The sequence below is a fragment of the Maribacter aquimaris genome (assembly GCF_014596745.1).
GTDB classification, from domain to species: Bacteria; Bacteroidota; Bacteroidia; order Flavobacteriales; family Flavobacteriaceae; genus Maribacter_A; species Maribacter_A aquimaris.
On sequence record NZ_JABTCF010000005.1, the window covers coordinates 282,594 to 299,692 of the forward strand.

The 17,099-nt window shown below is 40.6% G+C and carries 16 protein-coding genes; 8 read left to right on the forward strand and 8 right to left on the reverse strand.

Translation table 11 applies throughout. The annotated features are described in order from the left end of the window. The 4 genes from HPE56_RS10480 to HPE56_RS10495 form a co-directional block, all read right to left on the reverse strand. The gene (locus tag HPE56_RS10480) at positions 1-741 is read right to left on the reverse strand and encodes an isoprenyl transferase (protein WP_188243708.1); all 741 of its coding nucleotides are present in this window, start codon (positions 739-741) and stop codon (positions 1-3) included. A 7-nt stretch (positions 742-748) separates the two neighbouring features. Next, the gene (porG, locus tag HPE56_RS10485) at positions 749-1,444 is read right to left on the reverse strand and encodes a type IX secretion system protein PorG (protein WP_188243709.1); all 696 of its coding nucleotides are present in this window, start codon (positions 1,442-1,444) and stop codon (positions 749-751) included. Positions 1,445-1,557: 113 nt separating this feature from the next. Then, positions 1,558-2,439, reverse strand: coding sequence for an NAD kinase (locus HPE56_RS10490; RefSeq protein ID WP_188243710.1), 882 nt, complete (start codon positions 2,437-2,439; stop codon positions 1,558-1,560). A gap of 141 nt (positions 2,440-2,580) precedes the next feature. Continuing rightward, entirely contained in the window at positions 2,581-3,237 is a 657-nt protein-coding gene (locus tag HPE56_RS10495) for a CBS domain-containing protein (RefSeq protein WP_188243711.1), read from the reverse strand. A gap of 90 nt (positions 3,238-3,327) precedes the next feature. On the opposite strand from HPE56_RS10495, the gene HPE56_RS10500 reads away from it, so the two are divergent. The 7 genes from HPE56_RS10500 (at position 3,328) to clpX (ending at position 10,587) form a co-directional block, all read left to right on the forward strand. Next, a complete protein-coding gene (locus HPE56_RS10500; protein WP_188243712.1) occupies positions 3,328-4,041 on the forward strand; it encodes a pyridoxine 5'-phosphate synthase in 714 nt (237 codons plus the stop codon). Next, positions 4,038-4,811, forward strand: coding sequence for an alpha/beta fold hydrolase (locus HPE56_RS10505; RefSeq protein ID WP_188243713.1), 774 nt, complete (start codon positions 4,038-4,040; stop codon positions 4,809-4,811). Before HPE56_RS10500 ends, HPE56_RS10505 begins: the two co-directional genes overlap by 4 nt. Positions 4,812-4,924: 113 nt before the next feature. Beyond that, complete coding sequence (locus tag HPE56_RS10510; RefSeq protein ID WP_188243714.1) at positions 4,925-6,508, forward strand: SGNH/GDSL hydrolase family protein; 1,584 nt, start codon at positions 4,925-4,927, stop codon at positions 6,506-6,508. Between the two features lie 71 nt (positions 6,509-6,579). Continuing rightward, positions 6,580-6,921 (forward strand): phage holin family protein, encoded by a 342-nt coding sequence (locus HPE56_RS10515; protein ID WP_188243715.1) that lies wholly within the window; start codon positions 6,580-6,582, stop codon positions 6,919-6,921. A gap of 213 nt (positions 6,922-7,134) precedes the next feature. After that, the gene (gene tig, locus HPE56_RS10520; protein ID WP_188243716.1) at positions 7,135-8,457 is read left to right on the forward strand and encodes a trigger factor; all 1,323 of its coding nucleotides are present in this window, start codon (positions 7,135-7,137) and stop codon (positions 8,455-8,457) included. 118 nt (positions 8,458-8,575) lie between these two features. Further along, on the forward strand, positions 8,576-9,256 hold the full coding sequence (gene clpP, locus HPE56_RS10525) for an ATP-dependent Clp endopeptidase proteolytic subunit ClpP (RefSeq protein WP_109649617.1): 681 nt from the start codon (positions 8,576-8,578) through the stop codon (positions 9,254-9,256). A 95-nt stretch (positions 9,257-9,351) separates the two neighbouring features. After that, on the forward strand, positions 9,352-10,587 hold the full coding sequence (gene clpX / locus HPE56_RS10530) for an ATP-dependent Clp protease ATP-binding subunit ClpX (protein ID WP_188243717.1): 1,236 nt from the start codon (positions 9,352-9,354) through the stop codon (positions 10,585-10,587). Here the strand turns inward: clpX and HPE56_RS10535 are convergent. Together HPE56_RS10535 and HPE56_RS10540 are read right to left on the reverse strand one after the other, a co-directional pair. Further along, positions 10,562-11,149, reverse strand: a complete 588-nt coding sequence (locus HPE56_RS10535) for a hypothetical protein (protein WP_188243718.1) — start codon at positions 11,147-11,149, stop codon at positions 10,562-10,564. The two genes, clpX and HPE56_RS10535, sit on opposite strands and share 26 nt — an antisense overlap. 71 nt (positions 11,150-11,220) lie before the next feature. Further along, positions 11,221-12,735: a GH3 auxin-responsive promoter family protein gene (locus HPE56_RS10540; protein WP_188243719.1), complete on the reverse strand. Its 1,515-nt coding sequence runs from the start codon at positions 12,733-12,735 to the stop codon at positions 11,221-11,223. A gap of 80 nt (positions 12,736-12,815) precedes the next feature. On the opposite strand from HPE56_RS10540, the gene HPE56_RS10545 reads away from it, so the two are divergent. Further along, a complete protein-coding gene (locus tag HPE56_RS10545; RefSeq protein ID WP_188243720.1) occupies positions 12,816-13,610 on the forward strand; it encodes a DUF2797 domain-containing protein in 795 nt (264 codons plus the stop codon). Here HPE56_RS10545 and HPE56_RS10550 read toward each other — a convergent pair. Continuing rightward, positions 13,603-16,335, reverse strand: coding sequence for an AsmA-like C-terminal region-containing protein (locus HPE56_RS10550; protein ID WP_188243721.1), 2,733 nt, complete (start codon positions 16,333-16,335; stop codon positions 13,603-13,605). The genes HPE56_RS10545 and HPE56_RS10550 overlap by 8 nt on opposite strands. A gap of 51 nt (positions 16,336-16,386) precedes the next feature. Then, the gene (locus HPE56_RS10555) at positions 16,387-17,097 is read right to left on the reverse strand and encodes a queuosine precursor transporter (protein ID WP_188243722.1); all 711 of its coding nucleotides are present in this window, start codon (positions 17,095-17,097) and stop codon (positions 16,387-16,389) included. Between the last annotated feature and the right edge of the window lie 2 nt (positions 17,098-17,099).

A 17,099-nucleotide genomic window follows, 5' to 3' on the forward strand; every position in this document is an offset into this window, starting at 1 on the left:
CTAGTTGAGTTGTTCGCTAGTTTTTCCAAATCTTCGTTCTCTGTTCTGATAATCTATTATGGCACCTATTAAATGATGTTCTTTAAAATCGGGCCAAAATACATCTATGAAATATAATTCAGCATACGCAATTTGCCATAATAAAAAATTGCTTATCCGGTGTTCTCCACTGGTTCGGATGAGCAAGTCCACATCAGGTAAATTGTGCGTGTAAAGATGGTTATTTATAATGGTTTCATCAATATTTTCAGGAGAAATTATATTATTTTTAACTTTGATAGCAATCTGTTTCACAGCGTTCAACATTTCGTCCCGGGCCCCATAACTCAGTGCCAAGGTCAAGGTCATTCCTGTATTTCCCTTGGTTTTATCCATTACTTCAAGAAGTTCTTCATAGGCCGTTTTTGGCAACGCCTTAATATCCCCAATCGTATTCAACTTCACATTGTTCTTGTTGAATGTCTTAAGCTCTTTCTTGAGGGAAGACACCAAAAGCCGCATCAAAGTATCAATTTCAAATTTTGGTCGGTTCCAGTTTTCGGTGGAAAAAGTGTAGAGGGTAAGGTAATCCAAGCCGATTTTAACACAGCTCTCAACGGTTCTTCTTACGGTAGTAACGCCATTTTCATGGCCAAAAACCCGAAGTCTACCTTTCTGTTTGGCCCAACGACCGTTACCGTCCATAATAATGGCGATATGCCTTGGTAATTTTTGGTCGTCGATTTCTTCGATAGTATTCATGTAAGTATCACTCAAAACAATCGGAACAGGGTTTTCTGCCAAAGGTATACGTTAATGTAACCCCTGAGAAAACATACCAATCGTCACTAAAAATATTTCCAAAATCAACATCCAATTGTTGATTCACATTCGATTTTTCAGGATTACTGGCATCCAAATTGTCGGTAAAGGTATACCTTGCCCCAACTTCCGCACCAATAATCAAGAACTGATTCAATCTCTTTTTAAGTCCCACGACCATAGGAATGGCCAATGAACCATCCTTTTGATCGATACTCAATTGCTGACCTGCATCTATATAGTCGTAGTCATATCTAAAATAGGTAAACCCTGTATATATATATGGCGTAAAAGCAGTACCCAACCGATGTAAATTATAATCAATAAAATTAAACTCCAGACCTGCCGAAGCTTCAAAGATGGAATTATTAACCACATAACCCCTTTGTTGTCTAGCGGTCATACTCGATTTTGAATCGTCGGCTGTAAATTTACCATAAATTAAGCTAGCACGCCAAGCATAACGTTTACTTTTATTCCATTTGAACAATCCCCCAATGGCAATATCCGAGGGTGCTATGAAATTTGTCCTACCAACATCACCAATGTTATTGGCACCACCAACAAAAGCCCCTATCTCATAAGTCTGTGCATTCAACGAAACACAAAGCAAAAAAAGAATTGAAAAAAAATAATTCTTCATAAATTCAACATAGTTTGCAAATTAAACCCTAATAGGGACATACCCACATTAGCAATACATATATGTACCCACATGATAAACAGCTTTTGGGCACAAATATTGTTTTCTATGGCTCAATTGCGCTTATCTTCCCCCCATAATAATTTATTACGCAGTGTATTTAAAAAACTATCGGAAGTATATTCTATCATATTTATGGTAAAATGTGCCTTTCTAATTTCAATAACCGTACCGTTCTCCAATGTAGCAATCCGGGAATCCAAGGAAATAAGATGATGGTCTTCCCGTCCTAAAACCTTTAATCGAATGACCGTGTCATCGGAAATCACCAAAGGCCTAGCATTCAGGTTATGCGGGGCAATAGGGGTAAGCACCAAGGATTTTGCCGTAGGAACTATCACAGGCCCACCACAACTCAGGGAATACCCTGTGGAACCTGTCGGTGTGGAAACAATGAGTCCGTCTGCCCAATACGAGGTCAGATACTCCCCATTAAGATGGGTTTCTACCGTAATCATAGAGGTGGTATCCTTTCTACTTACGGCAATCTCATTCAATGCGAAATTCAGCGGCCCTATTTCATCGGACTGGGTTCCGGCATCGACCTCAACCAAACTTCTTTCCACTATCGTATAGGCCCCTTGCACAAACTCCCGCACAACTTTACGGACATCCTCTTTCTTGATCGTCGAAAGAAAACCCAAACGCCCGGTATTGACCCCAACAATGGGAATACCCAAATCGCGCACATAGGTTGTTGCCCTTAATATCGTACCATCACCCCCGAAGCTAACGAACATATCATAAGAACCATCCAACCCGGTGGTTTCATTAAACGACCTGCAATCACCAACATTCGATTTTTTGGACAAATGGTATTTAAATTGTTCTTCAATAGCTACTGTCGCCGATGCCTTTTTGAGCTCATCGAGCAACTCACCCACATAATCCATCGTTGAATCCTGGTATACTTGTCCGTATATAGCAACTTTCATCTATTGTTTTTCTTATTTCTTTCATCGACCAGACGCATGTAACCACGTACCGACCTATAAATATAATGGGGATTTATAAAAGCTCGCCCACACCGATGAAAGCCCCGATCAACATCAAGGACAATCACGGTTTTTCTCTAATTAAACGTTTAGGTATTTATCCAAGTAGTCAGACCTTTGTTTAAGGTCATCAATAAACTGATCTTCCACATTCCCAAAAAGGATCGTGTAATTATAGCGCCTGAAAGTATGTAGGACCTCATTCATACTCGTACCACTTATTTTAATCGTAATCTGTACTACCCCGTCCCGTATCTGGGAAATAAATCCTCCTATGAACTTACTATTGTTACTTTCAACAATCTGTACAATCTCACTAAAGGAATAATCCCGCTGTTCCTTGGCCACTACCAGAATGCCTCCTGGTTCCGTAAAAAAAGGCATATCGATAAAAACACTGACAATATCGGTAATATCATAATACCCGAGAACGTCATTACCCTCACTTATAACCGGTACCAAAGTAGCCTCATTTCTCGCAAAAGTCTCCAATACATCGAACCAACTGGTTTCTTCACGAACAAAAAACGATTCCAGATTGTATTTGAAATCCTCAATTTTCTTGTCCACGTCAAAATGCTCCAAATCATTTTCATTGAACACCCCCAAAAACTTCTTCCCATCTACAATGGCAATATGTGAGTAGGTGTTCTCCATGAAGAACTTAACCAAATTACCTAAAGGCTCATCGACCTCAAAGACAGGTATTGTGGTAATTATGTGTGTTTGAATCTGCATAGCTCAAAATTAAACGCAAAATACTAATTAAATATATCAAAAGGCATGCCTATTTCGTATTTTTGCCATGAAAACACTAGATATATCCCAATGACCAAGCTCAGTGTAAATGTCAACAAAATTGCAACCTTGAGGAATTCAAGGGGAGGCAATGTACCGAACCTATTAAAGGTAACCAAGGATATCGAATCTTTTGGTGCCCAAGGAATCACCATACATCCCAGGCCGGATGAAAGGCATATCAGATACCAAGATGCAAGGGATTTGAAAAAATTGGTGACCACGGAATTCAACATTGAAGGCAACCCTATCCAAAAATTCATGGATTTGGTTCTGGAAGTACAACCTACACAAGTCACCTTGGTTCCCGATGCCCTGAATGCCATTACCTCCAATGCGGGTTGGGACACCATTACCCATAGAGGTTTTTTAAAAGAAGTGATCACTACCTTTAAGCAAAACAACATAAGGACATCCATATTTGTTGACGCCGACCCCAAAATGGTAGTGGGGGCCGCTGAAACCGGTACAGATCGTATTGAACTCTACACGGAAAGTTTTGCAGAGGCTTTTGACAAAGGGGACATGAAAGGCATTGACCCTTTTATTAAGGCTGCCCAAACAGCAAATCAATTGGGATTGGGCATAAACGCCGGCCATGATTTAAGTTTGGACAATATCAAATACTTTAAGGACAACATCCCGAACTTGCTGGAAGTCTCCATTGGCCACGCATTGATTTGCGAATCGCTCTATATGGGATTGGAGAACGTTATAAACATGTATTTGAACAAACTAAAATGAACCCCGTATTACATTCAAATATTCTAGGAAGCGGCAAACCCCTATTGATATTACATGGTTTTTTGGGAATGTCCGATAATTGGAAAACCTTAGGGTCAAAATACAGCGAACATGGACTACAAGTTCATTTGATCGATCAACGCAACCATGGCCGAAGTTTTCATGCTGAAGAATTCAACTATGATATCCTAGCCGAGGACCTCAGAAACTATATTGAACAACACGAATTAAGGGATGTCATCATCCTCGGGCATTCCATGGGAGGAAAGACCGCCATGCAGTTTGCGGTACGCCATCCCGATCTAATCCAAAAATTGATCGTTGCCGATATCGCCCCTAAATACTATCCGCCCCACCATGAATACATCATCAACGGACTGAACCATCTTGATTTCGGGGCAATCAAATCCAGAGGGGAAGCCGATTCCGAATTAAGCAAATACATACAGGAAAAAGGCATACGCCAGTTTTTATTGAAAAACCTCTATTGGGTCGAAAAAGGAAAACTTGCCTTCCGGTTCAACTTAGAGGTCCTATCCCATAAAATGGAAGAAATAGGGGAAGGCCTCAGCACCATAGACCAATATAATGGTCCTACCTTATTCCTCCGTGGCGATAAATCAGAATACATTACCCCTTCAGATAGCGAGATCATTCGCAGACATTTTCCGAACGCGGTCATTGAGTCAATCGATCATGCCGGCCATTGGCTTCACGCGGAAAATCCTACCCAGTTTTTCAACAAGACCTTTGATTTCATAAAGTCGTAACAAATTCCTCTTTTTATTATGCGTGCATAATTTTTTTACCATAAATATTGCGAATCTCATAATTTTATTTAAATTTGGATTTATCGTAAAAAACTAATTAACTCAACGACATAATGAAAAAGATTCCCTTAATACTGGCTATTTTTGGCTTATTGATTATTTCCTGTAGCGATGATGACCCCGTAGTGGACCCCACACCAACTGACCCTGTTGAAGTAACATACACCAGTGGGTCAGCCGATTTCTCCAACTATGTAGCCGTAGGCAACTCTTTGACAGCAGGCTATTCCGATGCTGCCCTTTTTATAGACGGCCAAACCAATTCGTTCCCTACCATGCTAGCTTCCAATTTTGCTTTGGCAGGTGGGGGTGACTTCAACATTCCATTTATGGCCGACAACTTGGGTGGCGCCACCTTAGGGGGCACGCCGCTCCTAGGCAATAGACTGATTTTGTCTTTTGCATCAGGTTCCCCGACCCCTACCCCAGTATCAGGTACAGGCTCCACGGAAATAACAAACACCCTGTCGGGCACCTTTAACAATATGGGGGTCCCCGGAGCGAAAAGCTTTCACTTAGGAGCTCCCGGTTACGGAAATGCCGCCGGAGTCGAGGCCGGATTGGCCAATCCTTACTTTGCACGATTTGCCTCTAGTGCGACGGCCACCATCATTGGTGATGCTGTTGCCCAAAACCCAACATTCTTTTCCCTTTGGATAGGCAATAACGATATATTAAGTTACGCTACCGGTGGTGGCGTGGGCGTTGACCAAACAGGGAACTTGGATCCCTCTACCTATGGAGGTTCGGACATTACCGACCCCAATGTTTTTGCAAATGTCTATGACGGACTTTTACAGGCATTGACCGCCCAAGGTGCCAATGGTGTAGTGGCGAACATCCCCGATATCACCACCATACCTTATTTTACAACGGTACCACACAATCCTTTAGACCCGACCAATCCCGATTTCGGACCCCAAATACCCACTTTGAATGCGACATTCGCACAATTAAATGGGGTTTTTGAATATTTAGGCGTTCCGGAAAGAGCCATTGAATTCTCAACGACCAGTGCTAGCTCCTTGGTTATCCGCGATGATTCGCTAACCGATTTGTCCGCCCAAATCACCCAAGTTCTAATGGGAGGTGGACTTGATGCCGGTACTGCAGGGGTTTACGGTTATCTATATGGACAAGCCCGTATGGCAAACGAAGATGATTTAATAGTGTTCCCTAGCCAAACCGTAATTGCCAAATTGAATGAGGAAGCCTTTGCCACTTTACAGAACCTAGGTTTACCCGCTGCCAATGCCGGACAATTGGCCATTAATGGAATCACATATCCCATGGATGACAAATGGGTACTCACCCCAGCAGAACAAATGTCGGTTGCAACCGCCCATGCGGCATACAACCAAACCATAGAAACCTTGGCAACCCAATACGACCTGGCATTTGTCGATGTCAATGCTTTTCTGACAACGATTGCCAACGAGGGAATTCAATTGGACGACGGAAGTACGGTCACAGCCACTTACGCCACAGGCGGTGGATTCTCACTTGACGGTGTACACCCTTCACCTAGGGGTTATGCCTTATTGACCGTTCTTTTTGTCAAATCCATAAACGAAAAATACGGATCTAATCTACCCGGTGTAAATCCATTGAATTATAAAGGTCTTTACATTAATTAATAGAAAAAAAATTATACTTTTAAAGGTATCGGGAAATCCCGATACCTTTTTAATTTATAAACACGTCTTTTATGAAACTAATCTTACGCATTCTCTTAAGCGCCTTGGCTGTGGTAATTCTCGCAAAAGTGCTCCCCGGCGTTGGGGTTGATACCTACACCACTGCTATAATAGTGGCCATAGTATTGAGTCTTTTGAATTTTATTGTCAAGCCTATTTTAGTGTTATTGACCTTACCTGTGACGATTTTGACATTGGGACTTTTCCTTTTGATCATTAATGCTATCATCATTTTATTGGCCGATAACCTAATAACCGGGTTTTCAGTGGACAATATTTGGTGGGCGTTATTATTCAGCCTACTTCTTTCCTTTTTACAATCGATCCTTTTTTCTTTACTCAAAGAAGACTGACCAGATCGATTTACAGATTGGAATACAGCTACTTAAAAAGTTGCTCGAGTATTTAAAATATACTACTTTTGCATCCCATTTTAATTAACCGATTAAAATGCAAGGCTGGTCCCCACCATATTATTATAACGGGTGCCATTAAAAAAATAACCCCTTGCTTCCGGTAGACAAAGCTATCGAGAAGAAGGATTTATGCTAAATTAAGATACGCAAATGAATATCACGAAAGAGCAGATTGACGATTTAAATGCAGTTGTAAAGGTTGCCATTACCAAAGAAGACTATCAAGACAAGGTTGAGAACATTCTAAATGATTATAGAAAGCAGGCCAATATCCCCGGTTTTAGAAAAGGCCATGTTCCTATGGGACTTATCAAAAAACAATACGGCAAAGCTGTTTTGGTTGACGAGGTCAATAAATTGATCCAAGACAACCTAAACAAATATTTGACTGAGGAAAAATTAGATGTCCTTGGAAACCCATTACCAAAACAACAGGACAATTTTGATTGGGAAAACGATCAATTGGACTTTGAATTCGAATTGGGCCTAGCTCCTACTTTTGAGGTTCCTTTAAAGACCAAAAAAGCCTTGACATACTACAAGATCGTCGCTGACAAGAAAATGATCGATGAGCAGGTTGAGCGTATTCAAAAACAATATGGCAAATTGGTCAATCAAAAAGAAGTAGCCAAGGATTTTGAGGTTATCGGTACTTTTAAAAACGATGCTGAGGAAATTGAAAATAAAACAACAATAGAACTTGATAAGGTCAAAAGCAAAAAAGCCTTAAAAAGCTTTTTGGGCAAAAAAGTGGGTGAGGAAGTCACTCTTGCCACCAAAGGCCTTTTTAAGGAAGATTACCTACTATCAAGTGTATTGGGCGTATCCCAAGAAAAAGCCAAGGACCTGGACATTGAAGTTGCCTTTACTATTGAGGAAATCAATGAAAGGGAACCAGCGAAACTTGATCAAGAATTGTTCGACAAACTTTTCGGCAAGGATGTTGTTAAATCCACTGAGGAGTTGAAAGACAAAATCAAGGAAGATTCCGAGAAGCAATTTGAACAACAGTCAGATCAAAAATTATTGAATGACATTACCGAGTATTTCATTGAAAATACCAAATTTGACCTACCTGCGGAATTCTTGACCAAATGGATCAAAATGACCGGTGAGGAACCACTTTCCGATGACCAGGCGAATGAAGAGTTTGAAAAATCGGAAAAAGGATTGCGCTACCAATTGATTGAAGGTAAGATCATCAAGGATCACGATATTCAAATCCAATTTGACGAGCTTAAGGATTTTGCCAAAGGATTCATTAAGACACAAATGGCCCAATTTGGACAATTGAATCCCCAAGAAGAGGAATTGGACAATATTGCCGCTCGGGTATTGGGTAATCAGGATGAAGTTAAAAGACTTTCTGAACAGCTAATGAGCCAAAAGCTGCTTACCTTATATAAGGAAAAAGTGAATTTAAAGACCAAAGAGGTCACTTATGAAAACTTCGTAAAAGAAGTTTACGGATAAATTTTGGGCCAAAAAGCAAAATCCTTTGCTATATATGTCTCATTAAAATAAGTATCTTTACGGTGCCGAAGCTTTGGTTTCGGCACCTTTTTTATCTAAAATATTGAAGACAAACCACATGGATTACGGAAAAGAATTCAAAAATTACGCAATAAACCATCAGGGAATCAACAGCATGTATTATGATAAGATCATGAGCAGCATGTACCCGATGAACATGACACCAAATATCATTGAGGAAAGACAATTGAATGCCATCGCCATGGATGTCTTCTCCCGACTAATGATGGACAGGATTATTTTCCTTGGAACTGGAATCAACGACCAAGTTGCCAACATTGTACAAGCACAATTGTTGTTCTTGGAAAGTGCTGATGCCTCCAAAGACATACAGATCTATATCAATTCACCAGGTGGTAGTGTTTACGCAGGACTCGGTATTTATGATACCATGCAATTCATTAAACCCGATGTTGCCACTATCTGCACAGGCATGGCCGCTTCAATGGGCGCGGTTTTATTATGCGCCGGGCAAAAAGGCAAGCGCAGTGGTTTAACCCACTCCCGTGTTATGATCCACCAACCCATGGGTGGCGCACAAGGGCAGGCGAGTGATATTGAAATTACCGCAAGGGAAATCCTAAAATTAAAAGATGAGCTTTATGAGATCATCTCCAAGCATTCCGGACAAACTTTGGAAAAAGTACAAGAGGACAGCGACAGGGATTACTGGATGAAAGCAGAGGAAGCCATGAAATATGGTATGATCGATGAGATTCTAGTAAGGGATAAAGACTAAAAACGACTAAGAAACAAAGAAATATTGCCCATGTTCCCATGGGCGATAAACCAAAATCAAAATTCTATCGTTATTCTTGATAGAAAATAAATGTTATGGCAAAAGAAAATTTAGAATGTTCTTTTTGTGGAAGGAAAAAACCAGAGACCAATCTATTGATTGCTGGTTTGGATGCACACATATGTGACCGATGTATAGAACAGGCCCATGGTATCGTTGCCGAGGAGTCGAACCAATCGAAAAACAGTGATCTGTCTTCGGAGTTGGTTTTGAAAAAACCCTTGGAAATAAAAGAATTCCTAGACACATTCATCATAGGTCAAAATCAGACCAAAAAAGTAATGTCTGTAGCGGTTTACAATCACTATAAAAGATTGTTACAACCACTCGGAAAGGAAGATGACATAGAAATCCAAAAAAGTAATATCATAATGGTAGGCCAAACAGGTACAGGTAAAACCCTGATGGCCAAAACCATTGCCAAGATGTTAAATGTTCCTTTGGCCATTGTTGACGCCACCGTACTTACCGAAGCTGGTTATGTGGGTGAGGACGTGGAAAGCATATTGACCCGTTTACTACAAGCCGCCGATTATAACCTTGAGAAAGCCGAACGCGGTATTGTTTTCATAGATGAAATAGATAAAATTGCGCGTAAAAGCGACAATCCTTCCATAACCAGGGACGTATCCGGGGAAGGTGTACAACAAGGACTTCTTAAACTCTTGGAAGGCACCATGGTCAATGTACCGCCTAAAGGTGGGCGAAAACATCCCGATCAAAAATTCATTGAGGTAAACACAGAGAACATCCTCTTTATCGCCGGTGGTGCTTTTGATGGTATTGAACGTGCCATCACAAAACGATTGAACATGCAAGCCGTAGGTTACAGTGCCTCTAAGGCCGATGACCATATCGATGAGGACAATATTCTACAATACATCATTCCTAGGGATTTAAAGGAATTTGGACTTATCCCTGAAATTATTGGAAGGTTACCCGTATTGACATTCATGAATCCTTTGGACAAGAAAACATTACGATCAATCTTAACCGAGCCTAAAAATGCCATCATAAAACAATATGAAAAGTTGTTCGCGATGGATGGCATCACGTTCACAATAACAGAGCAGGCCTTGGATTACATTGTCAATAAGGCTATTGAATATAAATTAGGTGCAAGGGGTCTCCGATCATTGTGCGAAGCCATATTCACCGATGCCATGTTTGAAATGCCCAGTAATGGTGAAACTGAATTCAAGGTATCCAAACCTTATGCCGAGGATAAATTATCCTTTGAGACCATCAAGAAACTAAAAGCGGTTTCTTAAGTTGTACAACTTTGGTTTTCGAAGCGGTTTTATGGGTGGCAAGTGATAAGAGATCTTTAGCTATTTTCTTGATGATTTCATCTTCCTTATAAAGATCATGTCCGAAATCAAGGATGATTTCGGTATCCATTTCCAATTCACCCAATTGGTCTTCGGATGGCACATTGGCATCCAGATCACCATAAACCAAGGTTGTGGGAATGGTCGACCCTTGGCCATCATCATATAGACCAGAGGCAGATACAGCATATAATGATTTCATGGGAAGCCCTTGCAAACCGGCTTTCCATGCTATCTCCCCTCCAATACCAAATGCCAAATATTGACAGGGTTCCTTCTCCTTTTGCTGCAATCGACCAATTGCCGTTTGAAGTCCCCCGTGTACAAATGCATCCTTTAGATGTTTGTCTGAACAATCAATGTCAACGTCAATATTTGCCAATTTCTGGCTATCATAATAGGTGACCTTAAAATACTGCTGAAGATATACTAAATAAGCAGTAGCCCAAACTCCTTTTTTTGCACCCCACATATCCGATATAACAACAAGTTTTTCTGCCATGATAGGAAAAATCATTTAGTTAATAGTTAGCTTGACTACTAAATTCTTCCTTTCATTTCAAAAATCACTATTTATTGGTTTATCTGAAGTAATTCCTCGATATAGTCCCTTTTGTTGGATAATCTGGGTATTTTATGCTGCCCCCCCAATTTATTCTTTGACTTCAACCAATCATAGAACAGATTCTCCCTTGCCGCATGTACCACGGGCATTTTCAAGGTAATGTTATTATAACGTTTTGCCTCATAATCAGAATTGAGCGATTTCAGGGCATTGTCCAAAACCTCGGTAAAATAATCCAGATCTTCCGGCGCTTTCCTAAATTCAATAATCCATTCATGAGCCCCCTTGTCCCTTCCAGACATAAAAATCGGGGCTGCCGTATAATCCTTTATTTCCGCCCCTGTCTTGGCACAAATCCTTTTAAGGGCCTCCTCGGCATTCTCAATGATCAATTCCTCCCCAAAAACGTTGATAAAATGCTTTGTTCTGCCGGTAATACGAATCCGGTATGGGTTGGTCGAGGTAAATCGAACCGTATCCCCAATTTTATAACGCCAAAGCCCTGAATTGGTCGTAATAATAATGGCATAATTCTTTTTCAGTTCCACTTCCCAAAGGGGAATGGCCTTTTGTTCCGGCGTATTATAGGTATCCATGGGAATAAATTCATAAAAAATACCATAATCAAGCATCAATAAAAGATCATTGGCATTGTTCCTGTCCTGAATGGCAAAGAAACCTTCCGAGGCATTGTATATCTCATAATACTTGAAATTTTTCCGCGGAAGCAAATTTTGATATTGCTCTTTATAGGGAACGAAACTCACCCCTCCGTGAAAATAAACCTCTAGGTTTTCCCATACTTGAAACAGGTTATCCTTTCCTGCATCCTGGAGTACATTGTTCAATAGCACCAACATCCAAGAAGGTACACCGGCCAAACTTGTTACATTTTCCTGGGTACTTTCATGAATAATAGCCTTAAGCTTGCTCTCCCATTCACTCATAAGCGACACCTTGTTGCTCGGTGTACTGCTAAATTCTGCCCAAAGCGGCATATTATCAATCAAAATCGCCGATAAGTCCCCAAAGAACGAATCATTGTCCTTATACAATTCCTTACTTCCCCCCAAGCGGAGACTTTTCCCCGTAAACAACTGGGAATCTTCATTATTGTTCAGATACAGGCATAAAAGATCCTTCCCGGATTTATAATGGCAATCTTCCAAGGCTTCCGAACTTACTGGAATAAACTTACTCTTGGCGTTTGTAGTACCACTGCTTTTCGCAAACCACTTGATCGAGGTCGGCCAAAATACATTCTGCTCCCCTTTCCGGGTACGTTCGATCATGGGTTCTATTTCCTCATAGGAGGTAATGGGCAAACGTTCACGAAAGGTTTCATAATTGACAACCGTCTCAAAACCATAGGTCCGGCCAATTTCAGTATCCTCAGCAATTTCCAACAATTGATGCAACACCTCTTCCTGCACCTCGGCTGGATATTTTAAAAAAAGTTCGATTTGGTGATAACGTTTTTTGAGCAACCAGCTTGCGATGGAATTAAACAGGGGTATCGGCATTTTTTGGGTATCTTTAGCAACCTAAAATTAACGTTTATAGTTATCATTTTCAAATAGAATATCGAATAAGAATTTCTTTTATGCAATACGAGGGAGTACTACGAAAAATGCAGACTGAAATGGGACAACCCATACAGTATTACATGCTTTTTAAAGACAATTTTCTTAATGTAAACCAGGTCTTGAATCGGGAAATACAGATTGATTTCATTAAATATGAATGCCTTAATTGTGGTAGGGACCTACCTATTTTCAGACAAGGATTTTGTAAATCCTGTTTTTTTGAAACACCTTCCGCGGGAGATTGGATCATGAGGCCCGAATTAAGTACTGCCCATTTGGACAAAGAGGATCGGGACCTTGCCTATGAAAAAAAGGCGCAATTGCAACCGCATATCGTTTATTTGGCCAATTCGAGCAATATTAAGGTAGGGGTTACCCGTAAGTCCCAGGTACCGACACGTTGGATCGACCAAGGTGCCCATGAGGCCATAGAAATCGTGGAAGTACCCAATAGGTATTTGGCAGGAATTACGGAAGTCGCCCTAAAAGACCATATTGGCGATAAGACCAATTGGCGTAAAATGTTGACCAATACTATTGACGATGAGGATTTAATTACGTGGCGCGATAAACTCAGACCCTACATCCCCGAAGAGGCTGCTCAATATTTCATTGAAAACAACCATGAGACCCATATGGCGTTTCCCGTTCTGGAATATCCTGAAAAAGTAAAAAGCCTAAACCTTACCAAAACACCCAGTTACAAAGGGGTGCTAAAAGGTATAAAAGGGCAATATCTCATCTTCGAGGACAATACCGTTTTCAATGTCCGTAGCAGCGAAGGTTATTATGTCTCGATACGTATTAGTTAACCGAATCCTTTTCCGTTTCAGTTTCCTTTTTATTTTTACCACTTAAAAGTCCACCTAAGATATTCTTGGTCGCTTCCTTCACCGTATTGGTAGCCGGTGTAGTAGTGGTGTCACTCTTTTGGGCAACGGTATCTTTCTGGGATGTTTTACTGCCTCCTAAAATATTCCCTAAAACCCCTTTTACAGCCTCTTTGGTATTATCCTGTGAAGTGGCGGTGGAATCCTTATCCTTTGAGTTTCCTCCTAGGATATCACCAATGAGTTCATTGGCCTTATCCTTGCCTTGATTGAGCAGCTTCTGTTTTTGTACATCCACTAATTTTGTAGTCAAACTTTTAACCCCTGAAGTTAAATCGGTATTAACCTCTGGACTTGTATAACTGCCGCCGATTGAAGCAGTAACCGGAATAGTAAGGTTTTCAAGTTCCTTATCATCAATTTTAGCGATTAGCGAACTTACTTCGGTTCCTAAATATTTCGCAGGAACATCCAAGGTAGCGGTATAACTGAGTTTTTGATCAAAGGTATGGCTACCATCAACCTTAATGGCAATATCCTGATAGGCGATGGTAAATGGCTTGACCTTTACAACACCGTCCTCAAAGGATAGTGCTGTCTTCAAACCTTTCAAGTCCAACTTATCCATATTGATGAAATTGAACTTACTGTCTAAAGCAGAAAGTACTTTAGCCTGACTGGTATTGATCTCAGGTGATAACAACTCTGCCAGCATATTACCCGTAATCGTGGTTAGGTCTGGTGTAAAATCATCATTAAGGCTACCCGACAATTCAATATCGGAATTCAATTTACCTTGTATGGCCCCTGCTATCGGTGCCAACACCTTGAACAATTCCATCGACTTGAAACTTTCCCCAATACCCAATTGGTCCATTCCCAATTTCATGGCAAAGGTCGGTGTCCCATTCTTTGTAGAAACCTCTCCATCAAAAGCTACCTTACCATTAAACAATGAGGATGTCATATTGCTAAGTACCGCTTTTTCGTCATAGATCCTTAAAGTACCCTTTACATCCTTCAAGGTCAGGTTATCATAAAGCACCGTTCCCGCCGATGCATTGATAGTACAATCCAAGAACGAAGGGATTTTCAATTGTTCTTCAGGGTTGGAACCCCCTTCGGTCGAACTGGCATCTTCGGTAGTCATAAAATCACTAACTGCAAAAGTGTTTGAATTCAAATTGAAAACACCTTCAACCTTTTCATCATTGAACATAAAACCCAATAGGTTATTAATACTACCTTTCGCACTAAAATCGGTCTGCCCCGTTTTACCTTCCAAACTATTCAGGGTAACTGTTGAGGGATTAAAGGTCATTGCCGCATTTTTTATACTTACGGGATTCTTAAACTCCGGGGAGCTATATTCAAAACCACTGAGTTGCATCTTACCTGATGTCTTGGTGTTTTCATACTGTTTTTTCTCTATTGAGGCCATATCAAAGGCGGTGGTCACATCGGCATCCAGGATACCCGAAAGTTTCATGTCATCACCAATGGGATATGCCTTGGATATATTGGCGAGATCCATTTTACCATCCAAATGTGCATTTACCTTGGTATTGCCCATAAGGTCCTTGATTTTTGAGGAAAGATTGAATTTATCCCCATCGATCATAAAGGAAGCCTTCTTGATTTCAACATAAGTATCCTCGGTAACACCCGTAGTATTGAACAATGTTACGTCCAATTGTATGTTCTTCACGGTTTTGGGCAAATCCGGATATTTAAAGGATGCATTATCGGATGCAATTGCAATCCTGAATGTTGGTATATGCCCTTCGTCTACAATACCCTTAAACTCCCCTTCAACGGTACACGCTCCCGTAGTGGTCACATTTTCGATGCTTTTCGTATAGGCTTCAGGAATCAACGCAAGAAAGTTCTTGAAATCCGAAGAAGGGGTCTTGAAATTAATATCCACTTCCTGGTTTTCATCATTTAACTTCACAAAACCATCAAAGACCAATGGCAATTGATTCACCATAGCCTCATTTTTCAAGAAGGTATATTTGTTTTCTTCAAGATCGACCCCTATCATGGCATCTAGCTTAATTGTATTGTCACTAAGGTATTCCGTGCTATCCATCGAAAACGACACCAATGCCTCCGTGGTCGTATCGAATTCTGATTTGGCCAATGATAAATCCCCAGAGCCCTTATGCTGAAGTTTACTCAAAACCAAGGTCATACCCCCTGCCAGATCATCATAAACGATTTTAGAATCCGTAATTTCATAAGACTGTAACTCTAACATAAAGCCTTCGGACGCAGATTCTTCCGAAGAATCATCTACACCTTCTTTACCTACATCATAAGACGCTTTGCCTTCGGCATTTACCTTAATATTCAAAAGTGCCCCATCAACCGTCAACGATTTAATGGCAATCGCTTCCCCGGCATTTTTAAAAAGCTCCCCAATGCCCATTTTTAACGCCATCTTATTGGCAGCAAAAAGGGTATCGCCTTCGAACGGAGCCTTATTGATAAAGGAAACATCATTTAAGGTTACTTCGGCACTAGGAAAACTTTTGATCAGGCTCAACTTGGCTTCTGAAAAGTCCAAGGTGGCATTCACATTATTATTGACGTTGTTTTTAAGGATATCGCCAATTTTAGCCTCCAAGATGAAAGGTGCGGCAATAAGGATTCCTACGAAGAGCACAAAAATCACTCCTACTATTTTCAACATTTTCTTTTTCATATTACAATAGCTTATTAATTAAGAATATAACTCTAGGAACCAAGGATTATTTTATACTTCCAAATTTATTTCTTCCCCCAATTTCAACCCAAAGCGTTTCCTTAGCAGATATACGAATAAATATAGAAAAGGGGTGTCGAGAAAGGCAATTAAAACTTTGAACAGGAAACCGCTGACCACCAAGCCAAAGAACATGTGCCAGGGCAACACCTTGAACAGGCACAAAAGGCTGACCACCGTAAAGGTATCTATGAATTGCGACAAGAAGGTAGAGAAGTTATTCCGTAACCAAAGGTGTTTGCCATGGGTCAACCTTTTCCAAAAATGATATATGGCAATATCGACATATTGGGCGAACAAATACGCCAACATCGATGCCAGAACCGCAATCGGTGATAGGGCGAACACCTTACTGAAGGTAGTATTGTCCACTGGTGAGTTCGCTATTGCAGGAACATGTTCGGCCAAAAGCACGATACCCATTGAAAAAAAAGACGCAAAAATACCTGCTGTCACTATCTGATTGGCCTTCTTCTTCCCATAGACCTCTGAAATAAGATCGGTAATCAGGAATGTAATGGGATAAGGCAAAATACCCACAGAGATTTCAAAGAGATTCGCCCCAAAAACAGTAAAGTCCCCGAAAGGTTTCCAATAAAAGAATTTTTGGAAAATCAAGTTCGAAACCACCAATGAAGTAATGAACATAGCGCCCAAATAGAGATAAACAGTAAAAGCAAACCTTTTATCCTTAGGATTCATAG

Bases quoted from the DNA above. Each gene is read 5' to 3' on its own strand.
- HPE56_RS10480 (WP_188243708.1), bottom strand. From the start codon at position 741: ATGAATACTATCGAAGAAATCGACGACCAAAAATTACCAAGGCATATC.
- porG (WP_188243709.1), bottom strand. From the start codon at position 1,444: ATGAAGAATTATTTTTTTTCAATTCTTTTTTTGCTTTGTGTTTCGTTG.
- HPE56_RS10490 (WP_188243710.1), bottom strand. From the start codon at position 2,439: ATGAAAGTTGCTATATACGGACAAGTATACCAGGATTCAACGATGGAT.
- HPE56_RS10495 (WP_188243711.1), bottom strand. From the start codon at position 3,237: ATGCAGATTCAAACACACATAATTACCACAATACCTGTCTTTGAGGTC.
- HPE56_RS10500 (WP_188243712.1), top strand. From the start codon at position 3,328: ATGACCAAGCTCAGTGTAAATGTCAACAAAATTGCAACCTTGAGGAAT.
- HPE56_RS10505 (WP_188243713.1), top strand. From the start codon at position 4,038: ATGAACCCCGTATTACATTCAAATATTCTAGGAAGCGGCAAACCCCTA.
- HPE56_RS10510 (WP_188243714.1), top strand. From the start codon at position 4,925: ATGAAAAAGATTCCCTTAATACTGGCTATTTTTGGCTTATTGATTATT.
- HPE56_RS10515 (WP_188243715.1), top strand. From the start codon at position 6,580: ATGAAACTAATCTTACGCATTCTCTTAAGCGCCTTGGCTGTGGTAATT.
- tig (WP_188243716.1), top strand. From the start codon at position 7,135: ATGAATATCACGAAAGAGCAGATTGACGATTTAAATGCAGTTGTAAAG.
- clpP (WP_109649617.1), top strand. From the start codon at position 8,576: ATGGATTACGGAAAAGAATTCAAAAATTACGCAATAAACCATCAGGGA.
- clpX (WP_188243717.1), top strand. From the start codon at position 9,352: ATGGCAAAAGAAAATTTAGAATGTTCTTTTTGTGGAAGGAAAAAACCA.
- HPE56_RS10535 (WP_188243718.1), bottom strand. From the start codon at position 11,149: ATGGCAGAAAAACTTGTTGTTATATCGGATATGTGGGGTGCAAAAAAA.
- HPE56_RS10540 (WP_188243719.1), bottom strand. From the start codon at position 12,735: ATGCCGATACCCCTGTTTAATTCCATCGCAAGCTGGTTGCTCAAAAAA.
- HPE56_RS10545 (WP_188243720.1), top strand. From the start codon at position 12,816: ATGCAATACGAGGGAGTACTACGAAAAATGCAGACTGAAATGGGACAA.
- HPE56_RS10550 (WP_188243721.1), bottom strand. From the start codon at position 16,335: ATGAAAAAGAAAATGTTGAAAATAGTAGGAGTGATTTTTGTGCTCTTC.
- HPE56_RS10555 (WP_188243722.1), bottom strand. From the start codon at position 17,097: ATGAATCCTAAGGATAAAAGGTTTGCTTTTACTGTTTATCTCTATTTG.